General features: G+C 71.9%; 8 protein-coding genes. All 8 read left to right on the top strand.

Translation table 11 applies throughout. The features are described 5' to 3' along the window. Window positions 1–17: 17 nt before the first annotated feature. The 8 genes from bldG to tmk all read left to right on the top strand — a co-directional run bounded on the left by bldG (window position 18) and on the right by tmk (window position 14,204). Window positions 18–359 (top strand): anti-sigma factor antagonist BldG, encoded by a 342-nt coding sequence (gene bldG, locus ACF073_RS20670; RefSeq protein ID WP_009189842.1) that lies wholly within the window; start codon window positions 18–20, stop codon window positions 357–359. A 244-nt stretch (window positions 360–603) separates the two neighbouring features. Next, window positions 604–1,032, top strand: a complete 429-nt coding sequence (locus tag ACF073_RS20665; RefSeq protein WP_392071961.1) for an ATP-binding protein — start codon at window positions 604–606, stop codon at window positions 1,030–1,032. A 752-nt stretch (window positions 1,033–1,784) separates the two neighbouring features. Continuing rightward, window positions 1,785–4,190 (top strand): sodium-translocating pyrophosphatase, encoded by a 2,406-nt coding sequence (locus tag ACF073_RS20660; RefSeq protein ID WP_392071959.1) that lies wholly within the window; start codon window positions 1,785–1,787, stop codon window positions 4,188–4,190. 207 nt (window positions 4,191–4,397) lie between these two features. Continuing rightward, the gene (locus ACF073_RS20655) at window positions 4,398–5,045 is read left to right on the top strand and encodes a small secreted protein (protein WP_392071958.1); all 648 of its coding nucleotides are present in this window, start codon (window positions 4,398–4,400) and stop codon (window positions 5,043–5,045) included. A gap of 276 nt (window positions 5,046–5,321) precedes the next feature. Then, window positions 5,322–6,842, top strand: coding sequence for a methyltransferase (locus ACF073_RS20650; RefSeq protein WP_392071957.1), 1,521 nt, complete (start codon window positions 5,322–5,324; stop codon window positions 6,840–6,842). A 348-nt stretch (window positions 6,843–7,190) separates the two neighbouring features. Continuing rightward, on the top strand, window positions 7,191–7,388 hold the full coding sequence (locus ACF073_RS20645; RefSeq protein ID WP_392071955.1) for a hypothetical protein: 198 nt from the start codon (window positions 7,191–7,193) through the stop codon (window positions 7,386–7,388). 257 nt (window positions 7,389–7,645) lie between these two features. Then, window positions 7,646–10,480, top strand: coding sequence for a type I DNA topoisomerase (gene topA / locus ACF073_RS20640; RefSeq protein ID WP_392071953.1), 2,835 nt, complete (start codon window positions 7,646–7,648; stop codon window positions 10,478–10,480). A gap of 337 nt (window positions 10,481–10,817) precedes the next feature. Further along, window positions 10,818–14,204 carry a dTMP kinase gene (gene tmk, locus ACF073_RS20635; protein ID WP_392071951.1) on the top strand — a complete coding sequence of 1,129 codons (3,387 nt, stop codon included), beginning with the start codon at window positions 10,818–10,820 and terminating at the stop codon, window positions 14,202–14,204. The last annotated feature ends 133 nt before the right edge of the window (window positions 14,205–14,337 follow it).

Genomic DNA, 14,337 nt, shown 5'->3' with positions numbered 1-14,337 from the left:
AAGGTGCTGGAGGATCCGTGGACCTGTCCCTGTCGACCCGTACCGTCGGCGATCGTACGGTCGTCGAGGTCGGTGGCGAAATCGACGTATATACCGCGCCCAAGCTGCGCGAGCAGCTGGTCGAGCTGGTGAACGACGGGAATTTCCACCTCGTCGTCGACATGGAGGGCGTGGACTTCCTCGACTCCACCGGGCTCGGCGTTCTGGTCGGCGGCCTGAAGCGTGTTCGTGCCCATGAAGGCTCGCTGCGCCTGGTCTGCAACCAGGAGCGCATTCTCAAGATCTTCCGCATCACCGGCCTCACCAAGGTGTTCCCGATCCACACCTCGGTCGATGAAGCGGTGGCTGCCACCGACTGAGTCTGGACCGGTCGCCGGCGTCGGGGCTCCTGCGGGGGTCCGGGCGTCGGCCGGCCCGTCCGGGCCGCCGACCTGGCACGTGCCGGGTCGGTGAACCATGTGCTTCCGGGCCCTGAACGGTCCGGAGCCCGGACCGCCCCGGTGGCATGCCACGGGTGGCCCGGCATACAGAAATACACGCGGGGGTGCGGGCGCTCGGTGGCCCCGCCCCCGACCGCACGACTCGTAGTCGCGAGGGGGATGCATGGCCACCGTCGAACTCCGCTTCAGCGCGCTGCCCGAGCACGTCCGGACAGCCCGGCTGGTGGCGGCAGCGGTGGCGCGCAGGGCCGGAGTGGACGAGGCCGTCCTGGACGAGGTCCGGCTCGCCGTGGGCGAAGCCTGCTCGCGCGCCGTCGGACTGCACCAGAACAGTGGTGTCACGGCACCCGTGAAGGTGGCGCTGATCGAAGAGGAGAAACAGTTCTCCATCGAGGTCGGCGACGAGGCCCCGCACGCCGTTCCGGGCAGCGACACGCGCGCGCAGGACGGCGATGTGGAGGCCGAGGAGGACGAGATGGGCCTCGCGGTCATCAGCGGCCTTGTTGACGACGTGGAGGTCACCACCGGGCAGGACGGCGGCCTGATCCGCATGACCTGGCCGACCGCACCGCCGGCCACCGCACTGCTCTGACCCGTCCCGCGTCCGTCCACGGCGATCCGCCCCGGACCCGTCTGCGCTGACCCGACCCGTTCCGGACTCGTCTGTGCTGACCCGACGCGTCCCGGACTCGTCTGGGTGACCCGTCTCGGACTCGTTTGCGGTGATCCGCCGCACTCGCCGCGCCCCGCCGCGCGCTCGTTCCCGGGTCGCCGACCACAGCGCGCCCCTGCCCATCCGTTCCGGCCTGTCTCCGAGCCGCGGGCGGCCACGGCACTCCCACGTACGCCTCAGGGGCCACGGCACACCCCCGTACGCCTCGGGGCCTGCCGGACCCGTCTCCGGGCTGCCAGCCCGCCTCCGGACTGACGGACCCCTCCCGAGCCGCCGGCCTCCCCTCCCGAGCCGCCGAGCCCGTCTATGAAGCCGCCGCCTCGTCTCCTCCCCGACGGCGGTCCCGGCTCCAGGGCGCCGCGCCGGAGCGTCGCTGGGCCGTCGCACGCACTCCCTGGGGCCCTGTTCAGCCGGGTCCTCAAGGCGTTTTCCGGCGCGTCCCGGAATTCGTGAATAAATTCACGATCATTTGCCCGATAATTTGATCAAGAGTCAATGCGGCCGTCAATGCTTTTAGGGCGTTACCTCTTTCGGGTTCCGTGACGATACCGCGATCATTTGCTGAACGGCACGAGAAGGCTGATTCCGCTTACCGTCCCCTTTTTAGATCACTCGGCGGTACCTACAATCCGTCCACATCTTGAGCTCAGCCCAAGCGTCAAGGAGGACGAATGGCGGGGCTTTCTACCCCAGAGCAGTTGGGCCATCCCACATCCCTCGCGGCTGCGGTCCTGACAGACGACAACCGGATCATCGTGGCCGTCATCGCGGCGGTCGCCCTACTCGCGCTGGTGGTCGCGGGGATCCTGGTGCGTCAGGTGCTGGCGGCGGGCGAGGGCACCGACAGAATGAAAGAGATCGCCGCGGCGGTCCAGGAAGGTGCCAAGGCGTATCTCGCCCGACAGTTGCGCACGCTCGGCGTATTCGCCGTCGTGGTCTTCTTCCTGCTCATGCTGCTTCCCGCGGACGACTGGAATCAGCGAGCCGGCCGCTCGGTGTTCTTCCTGATCGGAGCGGTGTTCTCGGCGGCCACCGGCTATATCGGCATGTGGCTCGCCGTGCGCACCAATGTGCGGGTCGCCGCAGCGGCCCGGGAAGCGACTCCGGCGGTAGGCGAGCCGGCAAAGGATCTCACCACCGTCTCGCACACCGCGATGAAGATCGCATTTCGCACCGGCGGCGTCGTAGGCATGTTCACGGTGGGCCTCGGCCTGCTGGGCGCCTCCTGTGTGGTGCTGGTGTACGCGGCCGACGCGCCGAAGGTGCTCGAAGGCTTCGGCCTCGGCGCCGCCCTGATCGCGATGTTCATGCGCGTGGGCGGTGGCATCTTCACCAAGGCCGCCGACGTCGGCGCCGACCTGGTCGGCAAGGTCGAACAGGGCATTCCGGAGGACGACCCGCGCAATGCCGCGACCATCGCCGACAACGTGGGCGACAACGTCGGCGACTGCGCGGGCATGGCGGCCGACCTGTTCGAGTCGTACGCCGTCACCCTCGTGGCCGCGCTGATCCTCGGCAAGGCCGCGTTCGGCGACTCCGGACTGGCCTTCCCGCTGCTCGTGCCCGCCATCGGTGTGATCACCGCGATGATCGGCATCTTCGCGGTCGCCCCCAGGCGTGCCGACCGCAGCGGTATGACCGCGATCAACCGCGGCTTCTTCATCTCGGCGGTGATCTCGCTGGTGCTGGTCGCCGTCGCGGTCTTCGTCTACCTGCCGTCGAAGTATTCCGGGCTCGACGGCGTCACCGACGCGGCGATCCGGGGCAAGGACGGCGATCCGCGGATCCTCGCGCTGGTCGCGGTGGCCATCGGCATCCTGCTCGCCGCCGTCATCCAGCAGCTGACCGGCTACTTCACCGAGACCAACCGCCGTCCGGTGCGGGACATCGGCAAGACGTCCCTCACCGGACCGGCCACCGTCGTCCTGTCCGGCATCTCGCTGGGTCTGGAGTCCGCCGTCTACACCGCGCTGCTCATCGGGCTCGGTGTGTACGGCGCGTTCCTGCTCGGCGGTACGTCGATCATGCTGGCGCTGTTCGCGGTGGCGCTGGCCGGCACCGGCCTGCTCACCACGGTCGGCGTGATCGTCGCCATGGACACCTTCGGGCCGGTCTCCGACAACGCCCAGGGCATCGCCGAGATGTCCGGCGACGTCGAGGGCGCGGGCGCCCAGGTGCTCACCAACCTGGACGCGGTCGGCAACACCACCAAGGCCATCACCAAGGGCATCGCCATCGCCACCGCGGTCCTCGCCGCGGCGGCGCTGTTCGGGTCGTACCGCGACGCGATCACCACCAACGTGCAGGACGTCGGGGTGAAGCTGACCGGGCCTGGTTCGCCGTTGAGCCTGTCCCTGGACATCTCGCAGCCCAACAACCTCGTCGGCCTCATCGCGGGTGCCGCGGTGGTCTTCCTCTTCTCCGGACTGGCCATCAGCGCGGTGTCCAGGTCGGCGGGTTCGGTGGTGTACGAGGTGCGGCGGCAGTTCCGTGAGAAGCCCGGGATCATGGACTTCACGGAGAAGCCCGAGTACGGCAAGGTCGTCGACATCTGCACCAAGGACGCCCTGCGGGAGCTGGCCACGCCCGGTCTGCTCGCCGTCATGGCACCGATCTTCATCGGGTTCACGCTCGGCGTCGGCGCGCTCGGTTCCTACCTCGCCGGCGCGATCGGCGCGGGCACGCTGATGGCGGTGTTCCTCGCCAACTCCGGCGGTGCCTGGGACAACGCCAAGAAGCTGGTGGAGGACGGGCACCACGGCGGCAAGGGCAGCGAAGCCCATGCCGCCACGGTGATCGGGGACACGGTCGGCGATCCGTTCAAGGACACCGCGGGCCCCGCGATCAACCCGCTGCTGAAGGTCATGAACCTGGTCTCGCTGCTCATCGCACCGGCGGTGATCAAGTTCTCCTACGGTGAGGACAAGAGCCTCGGGGTGCGGATCGGGATCGCCGTCCTCGCGCTGCTGGTGATCGTCGTCGCCGTGTATCTCTCCAAGCGGCGCGGCATCGCTGTCGGAGAGGAGGAGAGCGCCGAGCGGGTCGCCAACTCGCCCGACGCGGCGGTGGTTTCGTAGGGCCCCTGAAGAGGGCCTGGTCGGCGGGCGGGCGGCGGCACGTACTGACGTGCCGCCGCCCGCTCCCGTATGTGTGGGCGGCATGTGTGCTCGGACACGTCGTGAGCCTTCTCTCGCATGGTTCAAAACGCCACAAAAGCTGACTTGTAGCTCATCCGACAAGAGGAGGGATGGTGTCCGGCGTGTAGATTCCGGTGGCCGAGAGCCATGGAAGGGACCAATCCGGTGAACAAGAAGCTCGCGGCCGCACTGTCCGGCGGTGCGGTACTCGTTGTGGCGTTGTCGGGGTGCAGCAGCAGCGGCGGTGACAAGGGGCCCGACCCCAAGCTGGTGTCCTGGGCCAAGGCGGTGTGCGACGCGGTGCCCGCACAGGACGCGAAGATCAAGGCGGCGAACGCGGCGATCAGGACGACCGCCGCCGACACGGCCAAGCCCGAGACCCTCCAGAAGACGGACTCGCAGGCATTCCAGGACATGGCTGACGGCTACAAGGCCATCGCCGCCGCCATCAGCGGTGCCGGGGCGCCTCCCGGGGTCGACGGCGGTGCCAAGCGGCAGCAGGACGTCGTGAAGACCCTCACCAGCCTCGCCTCCTCCTACACCGACCTGAAGAAGCAGGTCGACGGCCTGAACACCAAGAACCAGGGGAAGTTCGCCTCCGGTCTGCGTGACGTCGCCACGCGGATGACGGAGCTGGAGAAGCAGCACAAGAGCGGCACCGAGGCGCTGAAGAGCCTGCAGCAGGGCGAGGTCAAGGAGGCCATCGCCGAGCAGAGCAGCTGCAAGAAGGTCGCGTCCTCGACCGCGCCTGCGACGGGTTCGACGACCGGGGAGACCGGGGCGACGAAGGGCTGAGCCCTACTGGGGCCGGGCCCGCCCGGAGCAACCGGGCCAACCGGGCCGGGCAGGGCGGCCGGTGCGCTCAGGCTTCTGCCCCCCGCCCCCTCCTCCCGCCCCAGCCCCCTCCCCCCGGCCCCCGCCGCCCCCCGGCCCCCGCCGCCCCCCGGCCCTGCCGTCCCTCCCGGCCCCCCGGCCGCGCCTCCCGCGCCCGCCGGGGCGGCTTCCTGCCGCCCCCTGCCCGTACGGGCGCTCAGGCCGCTCCCGGCAGGTCTCGCGGGCCACAATGGTGGCGTGACTGACTCCGGACTCGCCCCCCTGCCCGCTCCCGACCGGCCCGACACCGCCGCGCGCCTGAGGGACGCCCTGCTGGCCGCCTCCTTCACCGCCGACGGGCTGCTCGACCTGCTCGGCGCCCCCGCGTACGCGGCGCTGGCCCGCAGCGAGACCGTGCCCGCTCTGCGCGCGACCCGTGGCGACACACCGCTGGAGACGCTGGTACGGCTGTTCCTGCTCCAGCAGCCGGTGCCCCACGCGCGCGTGACGGCCGTGCTGCCGGTCGAGGAGGCGGTGGAGGCAGGCTGGCTCACCCGCGTGGGCGCCGACGAGGTGGCCGCGACCGTGGACGTACGGCCGTACGGCGGCCCCGGCGGCGAGGACTGGTTCATCGTCTCCGACCTCGGGTGCGCGGTCGGCGGTGCCGGTGGCATCGGACAGCGCGAGAAGGGCGTCGTCCTGGGCGTCGGCGGCGCCTCCACGACCCTCGCCGGCATCACCGTCCGCGCCCCCGTCTCCTCCGCCCTCGACCTCGGTACGGGCTCCGGCATCCAGGCGCTGCACGCCGCCCAGCACGCCACGCGCGTGACGGCGACCGACCTCAACCCGCGTGCGCTGCACATGACGGCGCTCACGCTGGCCCTCTCCGGGGCCCCCGCCGCCGACCTGCGCGAGGGCTCGCTGTTCGAGCCGGTCCGGGACGACGAGACGTTCGACCTGATCGTGTCCAACCCGCCGTTCGTGATCTCCCCGGGCGCCCGGCTGACGTATCGGGACGGCGGCATGGGCGGGGACGATCTGTGCCGCTCGCTCGTTCAGCAGGCGGGGGAACGGCTGAACGAGGGCGGGTTCGCGCAGTTCCTCGCCAACTGGCAGCACGTGGCAGGGGAGGACTGGCAGGACAGGCTCAGGTCGTGGGTGCCGCGCGGGTGCGATGCCTGGATCGTGCAGCGCGAGGTGCAGGACGTCACGCAGTATGCCGAGCTGTGGCTGAGGGACGCGGGTGACCACCACGGGGACCCGGCGGAGTACCAGGCGCGGTACGACGCCTGGCTCGACGAGTTCGAGGCGCGCAAGGTCAAGGCGATCGGCTTCGGCTGGATCACCCTGCGCAGGACGGGCTCGGCGGAGCCCGTCATCACCGTCGAGGAGTGGCCGCACCCGGTGGAGCAGCCGCTCGGGGACACGATCCGGGCGCACTTCGACCGTCTCGACTATCTCCGGGAGCGCGACGACGCGGCGCTGCTGGCCAGCCACTTCAAGCTCGTCGCCGAAGTGGTCCAGGAGCAGGTCGGGCTGCCCGGCGCCGAGGACCCGGAGCATGTGGTGCTGCGCCAGCACCGCGGGATGCGCCGGGCGACGAAGGTGGACACGATCGGCGCCGGATTCGCGGGCGTGTGCGACGGCACGCTGAGCGCCGGCCGCATCCTGGACGCCATCGCGCAGCTCGTCGGAGAGGACCCGGTGCTGCTCCGCGACCGTACGCCGGCGCAGATCCGGCTGCTGGTGGAGCAGGGCTTCCTGGAGCCGACGGGCTGAGCGGCGGGGCCCGGGAGCGCGGGCCGCGGGGGCGTGCGCGGGGTCGGGCAGCTCCCGGTCCCCGACGCCCGCACTCCCGGTCCCCGGCACCCGTGCTCCCGGTCCCCGGTGCCGTACCTCCGGGTTCGGAGCGGATGCCGACCGGGAGCGGGGCCGGGACCGCGTGCGGACCCGGTCCCGGAAAACGGCCGGAAAAATATGGGCGGAGAGCAGAGACCGCTCTCACTCGTACGCGCGTTCGGTTGTGCGTCGACCTCCCGTTCACCCCGATGTCGCCCGCCCGACTCCCGCGCGTGCCACCCTCCCGGCGCTGGGCGGAGCCGAGGGCAGGGAACGGGTGGGCGGGCGATGGAGAGTGGGCCGGCGATCTTCGCGGGAGTGGTGTTCGCCCTGTTCGGGGCCGGTCTGCTGGCCTGGACCGGGACGCGTTTTCGGCGCGGGGAGCCGGTGGCCCTGGGTGTGAGTCGGGTCGCATCGGCGACCGTCGCGAGCCTGGCCGGAACGGCCGCGCTGGCCCTCGGCGTGTACTGCCTGACCCGGCTCTGAGGCCGGTGGTCACCGCGTCCGCGGCGTAAGGGGAGCGTCACGCTCCGGACAGGGGCGCGGGAATGACCGGGCAGTCCGGGCGGCAGGAATGGCGGTAGTCGGGTTACCGTTCGAGTGGCCGTTGTGGGCTTTTCCCGTTTGACACGGGGGCGGGATGTAGCGTCACACTCCGCAGCGTCACACGAGCCAGCAGTGCGCCGCGACCCCGGGACGAAGGCCTGGGGAGGCCCCAGCGTCGACCGGAGAGAAGAGCGAAGTTGTCCCCGACCAGCGAGACCGCACAGGGCGGTCGCCGACTCGTCATCGTCGAGTCGCCTGCCAAGGCGAAGACGATCAAGGGCTACCTCGGCCCCGGCTACACCGTAGAGGCGAGCGTCGGGCACATCCGCGACCTTCCCAACGGCGCCGCGGAGGTGCCGGAGAAGTACACCGGCGAGGTCCGCCGCCTCGGTGTGGACGTAGAACATGACTTCCAGCCGATCTATGTCATCAACGCTGACAAGAAGGCACAGGTCAAGAAGCTCAAGGACCTGCTGAAGGACTCCGACGAGCTGTTCCTCGCCACCGATGAGGACCGGGAGGGCGAGGCGATCGCCTGGCACCTCCAGGAAGTCCTGAAGCCGAAGATCCCGGTCAAGCGCATGGTGTTCCACGAGATCACCAAGGACGCGATCCGCGAGGCCGTCGCCAACCCGCGCCAGCTCAACCAGCGGCTGGTCGACGCCCAGGAGACCCGCCGCATCCTCGACCGTCTCTACGGCTACGAGGTCTCCCCGGTGCTGTGGAAGAAGGTCATGCCCCGGCTGTCGGCCGGCCGCGTGCAGTCCGTCGCCACACGACTCGTCGTGGAGCGGGAACGCGAGCGCATCGCGTTCCGTTCGGCTGAGTACTGGGACCTGACGGGCACCTTCGCGACCGGCCGCGCCGGCGACTCGTCGGACCCGTCGTCGCTGGTCGCCCGCCTGCAGAGCGTCGACGGCAGGCGAGTCGCGCAGGGCCGCGACTTCGACTCCCTGGGCCAGCTCAAGGGCGCGAACACCCTCCACCTCGACGAGGCGACCGCGCGCGGCCTCGCCGCCGCCCTGGAGAACACCCGCTTCTCCGTACGCTCCGTCGAGTCCAAGCCGTACCGCCGTTCGCCGTACGCGCCGTTCCGTACGACGACGCTGCAGCAGGAGGCCAGCCGCAAGCTGGGCTTCGGCGCGAAGGCGACCATGCAGGTCGCCCAGAAGCTGTACGAGAACGGCTACATCACGTACATGCGTACGGACTCCACGACGCTGAGCGACACGGCGGTCGCCGCTGCCCGCGCCCAGGTCACGCAGCTGTACGGCGCCGACTACCTGCCGCCGCAGCCGCGCACCTACGCCGCGAAGGTCAAGAACGCGCAGGAAGCGCACGAGGCGATCCGTCCCTCGGGTGATCGTTTCCGCACGCCCGCCGAGACCGGCCTGACCGGCGACCAGTTCAAGCTCTACGAGCTGATCTGGAAGCGGACCGTCGCCTCCCAGATGAAGGACGCGACCGGCAACAGCGTCACGGTGAAGATCGGCGGTACGGCCGCCGACGGCCGGGACGCCGAGTTCAGCGCCTCCGGCAAGACGATCACCTTCCACGGCTTCCTGAAGGCCTACGTCGAGGGTGCCGACGACCCGAACGCCGAGCTGGACGACCGCGAGCGCCGGCTGCCGCAGGTCGCCGAGGGCGACGCGCTGGCCGCCGAGGAGATCACGGTCGACGGCCACGCGACCAAGCCCCCGGCCCGCTACACCGAGGCGTCCCTGGTCAAGGAGCTGGAAGAGCGCGAGATCGGCCGCCCTTCGACGTACGCGTCGATCATCGGCACGATCCTGGACCGCGGCTACGTCTTCAAGAAGGGCACGGCCCTGGTGCCGTCCTTCCTGTCCTTCGCCGTGGTGAACCTCCTGGAGAAGCACTTCGGGCGGCTCGTCGACTACGACTTCACCGCCCGGATGGAGGACGACCTCGACCGCATCGCGGCCGGTGAGGCCAAGGCCGTGCCGTGGCTGAAGCGTTTCTACTTCGGCGAGGGCACCGCCACGGGCGGCGCGGCCGACGCCGGCAACGGCGACGGGGACCACCTCGGCGGCCTCAAGGAGCTGGTGACCGACCTGGGCGCGATCGACGCGCGCGAGGTGTCGTCGTTCCCGGTGGCCAACGACATCGTGCTCCGCGTCGGCCGCTACGGCCCGTACATCGAGCGCGGCGAGAAGGACACCGAGCAGCACCAGCGTGCCGACATCCCGGACGACCTGGCGCCGGACGAGCTGACCGTCGAGCTGGCCGAGGAGCTGCTGGCCAAGCCCAGCGGCGACTTCGAGCTGGGCACCGACCCCCGGTCGGGCCACCAGATCGTCGCCAAGGACGGCCGCTACGGCCCGTACGTCACGGAGATCCTCCCCGAGGGCACCCCGAAGACCGGCAAGAACGCGGTCAAGCCGCGCACGGCCTCGCTCTTCAAGACCATGTCGCTCGACACGGTGACGCTCGACGACGCGCTGAAGCTGATGTCGCTGCCGCGGACAGTGGGCACGGACGTCGACGGCGTGGAGATCACCGCGCAGAACGGCCGGTACGGCCCGTATCTGAAGAAGGGCACGGACTCGCGCTCGCTGCAGTCCGAGGACCAGCTCTTCACCATCACGCTGGAGGAGGCGCAGGCGATCTACGCCCAGCCGAAGCAGCGTGGCCGGGCCGCCGCCAAGCCGCCGCTGAAGGAACTGGGCGAGGACCCGGTCTCCGCCAAGCCGGTCGTGGTCAAGGACGGCCGCTTCGGCCCGTACGTCACCGACGGCGAGACGAACGTGACCCTCCGCTCGGGTGACAGCGTCGAAACGATCACTCCTGAGCGTGGTTTCGAGCTGCTCGCCGAGAAGCGCGCGAAGGGCCCCGCCAAGAAGACGGCCGCGAAGAAGACGACGGCCAAGAAGACCGCCCCGGCGAAGAAGACCGCCGCCAAGAAGACGGCCGCCAAGAAGACGACGGCCGCCGCGAAGAAGACGACCGCGAAGAAGACCACCGCCAAGAAGGCGACGGCCGCCAAGTCGACGGCTTCCGGCGCGGAGGACTGACCTGTTCCGCGCGGACCGAACCTGGTCCGCGCGAAACCTGGTCAGCGCGGACCTGGTCAGCGCGGATCTGTTCCGCGCGGGTCGAATCCGGTCTGTGGGCCGAACCCGATCTGTGGGCCGAACCCGGTCTGTGGGCCGAATCCGCTCCGCGCGGATCGATCTCCGGTCCGTGCGGCGGTCCGCCGGCGTTGCTGCCGTAGGACCTGCCCGTGCTACGGCCGTCCGCGGCTTCGCGAAACGAACGCCCGCCCCCGCCCCGGCACCGTCTCGGTGCCGGGGCGGGCGTACGTCCGGACACGTGAGGTGTGCTGTCAGTCGCTGCGGATAGGCTGAACGCATGACGCGAGCCGAGCAGCCAACGGCCCATTCCACAGAACCGGACGACGCCCTGGTCGCGGACTCCCGCGAGCGCGCCGTCCGCTCCCTGCTGCGCCGCCCGCAGCTGCGGCGCCTGTGGAGCGCGCAGCTGGTGAGCGGCGTCGGCGACGCCCTCTCCCTGCTCGTCCTGGTCGTCCTGGTCCTCCAGGCGTCGATAGCGGAAGGGGCGTTCGGCGGGGGCTACCGCGGCGCGGCGTTCGCAGTGGCGACGGTCTTCGGCGCGCGCGTCGTCGCCGCGCTGCTCTTCGGTGCCGTCCTCCTCGGCCCGGTGACCTCGCTCACCGCCCAGGAGGGTCCGCTCGACCGCCGCTGGACCATGGTCGGCTCCGACGGCCTGCGCGCCGCGCTGCTGATCGTCGCGCCCCTGTGGATCGACTGGACCCCGGACAACGCGCTGGCCGTCCTGCTGGTCACCGCCTTCGTCACCGGCGTCGCCGAGCGGCTGTGGACCGTGTGCCGGGAGAGCGCCGCCCCCGCCCTGCTGCCGGCCCCGCCGCCGGAGGGCGCGACCGTCCGGCCGCTGCCGGACCACCTCGACGCCCTGCGCCGCCTCGCGCTGCGCACCAGCTTCCTCGCGGTCCCGCTGGCCGCCACTGCCCTGGTGGTCGCCGGCCTGCTGAACAACCTGCTGGGCACCGGCGTGGCCTGGTTCGACCAGCACCATGCGGCCCTCGGGTCGTATGTGGCGGCCGGTCTGTTCGCCGCCTCGCTGTCCGTGCTGACCTACCTGGAACTGCCCGACACGCGCACCCCGCGCCCGCGGTCCCCGCTGGAGGGCCTGCGCCGCCCGCGCACCGGCACCGGCGTCGACAAGGGACGTACGGGCGCCATCCCGCTCCTCGTCCCGGCCTGCGCCGGAGTCGCCGGGGCGATCGCGGCGGCCGTCTCCGTGTGCGTGCTGCACGCCAAGGACCTGGGCGGCGGCCCGGTGCTGTACGGCCTGCTGGTGCTGGGCCTGACCGGCGGCGTCGCCCTCGGTATCCGCACCGCTCCCGCGCTGCTCCCCTCGCTCTCCCGCCGCCGCCTGCTGGCCCTCGCGATCGCCGTCACCGGCATCGCGCTGCTCGCCGCCGGTCTGGTCCCGGACGTCACCACGGTCCTGCTGATCGTCACACTGGCCGGCACCGGCGCGGGCGTGGCCGCCAACACCGGGCACACCCTGCTCGACCAGGAGACCGAGGACTACCGCCGGGCCCGCACCTCCGAGCACCTGCACGCCGTGGTCCGTGTCTTCATAGCGCTCGGCGCCCTGATCGCGCCCCTGGTCGCGGCGCTGATCGGCCCGCACCGGCTGGAGAACGGCAGGTTCGTCTTCGCGCACGGCGGTGCCGCCTTCACGCTGATGCTGGTCGGCGCGCTGCTGCTGCCGGTGGCCGCGCTGGTGCTCGCCAAGGTCGACGACCGGTCCGGCGTGCCGCTGCGCCAGGACCTCAAGGACGCGCTGCTCGGCGGCGACGACCCGGTGCAGGTCCCGGGGGCCGACGGCTTCTTCATCGCCCTGGAGGGCGGCGACGGCGCCGGCAAGTCCACCCAGGCCGAGGCGCTCGCCGAGTGGATCCGCGCCAAGGGCCACGAGGTGGTCCTGACCCGCGAGCCCGGTGCCACCCCGGTGGGCAAGCGGCTGCGCTCCATCCTGCTGGACGTGTCCTCGGCGGGCCTGTCGCACCGCGCGGAGGCGCTGCTGTACGCGGCCGACCGCGCGGAGCACGTCGACACGGTCGTACGCCCCGCCCTGGAGCGTGGCGCGGTGGTCATCTCCGACCGCTACATCGACTCCTCCGTCGCCTACCAGGGCGCCGGCCGCGATCTGTCCCCCACCGAGATCGCCCGCATCAACCGCTGGGCCACCAACGGGCTCGTCCCGCACCTCACGGTCCTGCTGGACGTCCCCCCGGAGACCGCCCGCGAGCGGTTCACCGAGGCGCCGGACCGGCTGGAGTCGGAGCCTGCGGAGTTCCACGCGCGCGTGCGGTCCGGTTTCCTCACGCTGGCCGCCTCCGACCCGGGCCGCTACCTGGTCGTGGACGCCGGGCAGGAGCCCGAGGCCGTCACCACGGTGGTCCGGCACCGGCTGGACATCGTGCTGCCGCTCTCCGAGGCCGAGGTCAAGGCCCAGGAGGAGGCCCGGCGGAAGGCCGAGGAGGAGGCCCGCCGCAAGGCCGAGGAAGAGGCCGCCCGCAAGGCCGAGGAGGAGCGCCTGGAGCGCGAGCGCCAGGAACAGCTCGCCAAGCTGCGTGCCGAGGAGGAGGAGCGCAAGCGGCGCGAGCTGGAAGAGGCGCAGCGGCGCGAGGCCGAACGGCAGGCGGAGGAGGCCCGCCAGCGGGCCGAGGAAGCACACCGGCGCGCGGAGGAGGAGCGGCAGCGGCTGCTCGCCGAGGAGAAGGCGCGCGCCGAGGAGGAGGCCCGCCGCAAGGCCGAGGAGGAGCGGCGCCGCAAGGAGGCCGAGGAAGCGGCCCGGCTGCGTGCGGAGGAAGAGGCCCGGCAGGCCCGCCTGCGCGCCGAGGAGGATGCCCGGCGCCTGGAGGCGCAGCGCAAGGCCGAGGAGGCGCTGCTGCGGGCCGAGGAGGCACGCCGGCAGGCGGCCGAGGCGGCGGCTGCGGCCGACGCGGCGGCCCGCAGGCCCAGCGCGCCCCGGCCGGCGGCACCGGGCGTGGTTCCCGAGGCGTCCACGGTCCCCACTCCGGTGGTGTCACCGGACGCGGGCAGGCCGGGCACGGACACGCGCGCCGCGGACACGCGGGCCACGGACGAGACGACGGTGCTGCGGCCGGTGCGTGAGGAGCGCGACGCCCCCGCGGACGACGTCCGGGGCCGGGGCGGTCGGTCCGCTCAGGACGCCCGTGCCGACTCCGAGGTGACGGCCGAGCTGCCGCAGCCGCCGGCGGCCCCCGGTCCCGCCGACGAGACCGCGGTGCTGCCGCGTATCCCGGGCGCGGCGGACGAGACGGCCGTGCTGCCGCAGGTGTCCGCCGACGAGACGGCCGAGCTGCCGTCGGTGGCACGGGGTGCGGCCGACGAGACGGCCGTGCTGCCCCCCGTACGCGATGACGCCCCGGCGGACCGGATGCCGTCCGGTTTCTTCCGGGACGAGCGGCCCGCCGCGGGTCCCGACGGCTCCGAGCCGCGCACGCGTGAGATGCCCCAGATCGACGCCGACGGCACACCCCGGCGCCGGCCGCGTTCCGACTGGGCCGAGGAAACCCCGCTGGACGACCTGCCGACGCTGGCCGACGAGCTGCTGGGCTCGTACGACGAGGGGGAGTACGGCGACCAGGGCGGCGACCACGGCGACGGCCGGGGCGAGGAGCAGGGCCGCAGGGGCCGCGGCCGGGGCCGGCGCGGCTGACCGGCACGCTCCCGCTGGGCATCAACGCCCCGGCACACCGGCGAGGGCCGGTGTGCCGGGGCGTTTCCGTCGCCGCCGCCGGCGGCCGTGTTCTCGCCGGTGGACCTCGGCTGTCAGTGGTCACCCGCACAAT

Origin of the sequence: Streptomyces sp. NPDC015171 (assembly GCF_043079545.1) — a bacterium.
Classification (GTDB): Bacteria; Actinomycetota; Actinomycetes; order Streptomycetales; family Streptomycetaceae; genus Streptomyces.
This window is presented reverse-complemented; position numbering and strand designations above follow the sequence as displayed.

Excerpts from the sequence above, each read along its gene's own strand:
- ACF073_RS20665 (WP_392071961.1), top strand. The coding sequence starts at position 604 with ATGGCCACCGTCGAACTCCGCTTCAGCGCGCTGCCCGAGCACGTCCGG.
- ACF073_RS20660 (WP_392071959.1), top strand. The coding sequence starts at position 1,785 with ATGGCGGGGCTTTCTACCCCAGAGCAGTTGGGCCATCCCACATCCCTC.
- ACF073_RS20655 (WP_392071958.1), top strand. The coding sequence starts at position 4,398 with ATGGAAGGGACCAATCCGGTGAACAAGAAGCTCGCGGCCGCACTGTCC.
- ACF073_RS20645 (WP_392071955.1), top strand. The coding sequence starts at position 7,191 with ATGGAGAGTGGGCCGGCGATCTTCGCGGGAGTGGTGTTCGCCCTGTTC.
- tmk (WP_392071951.1), top strand. The coding sequence starts at position 10,818 with ATGACGCGAGCCGAGCAGCCAACGGCCCATTCCACAGAACCGGACGAC.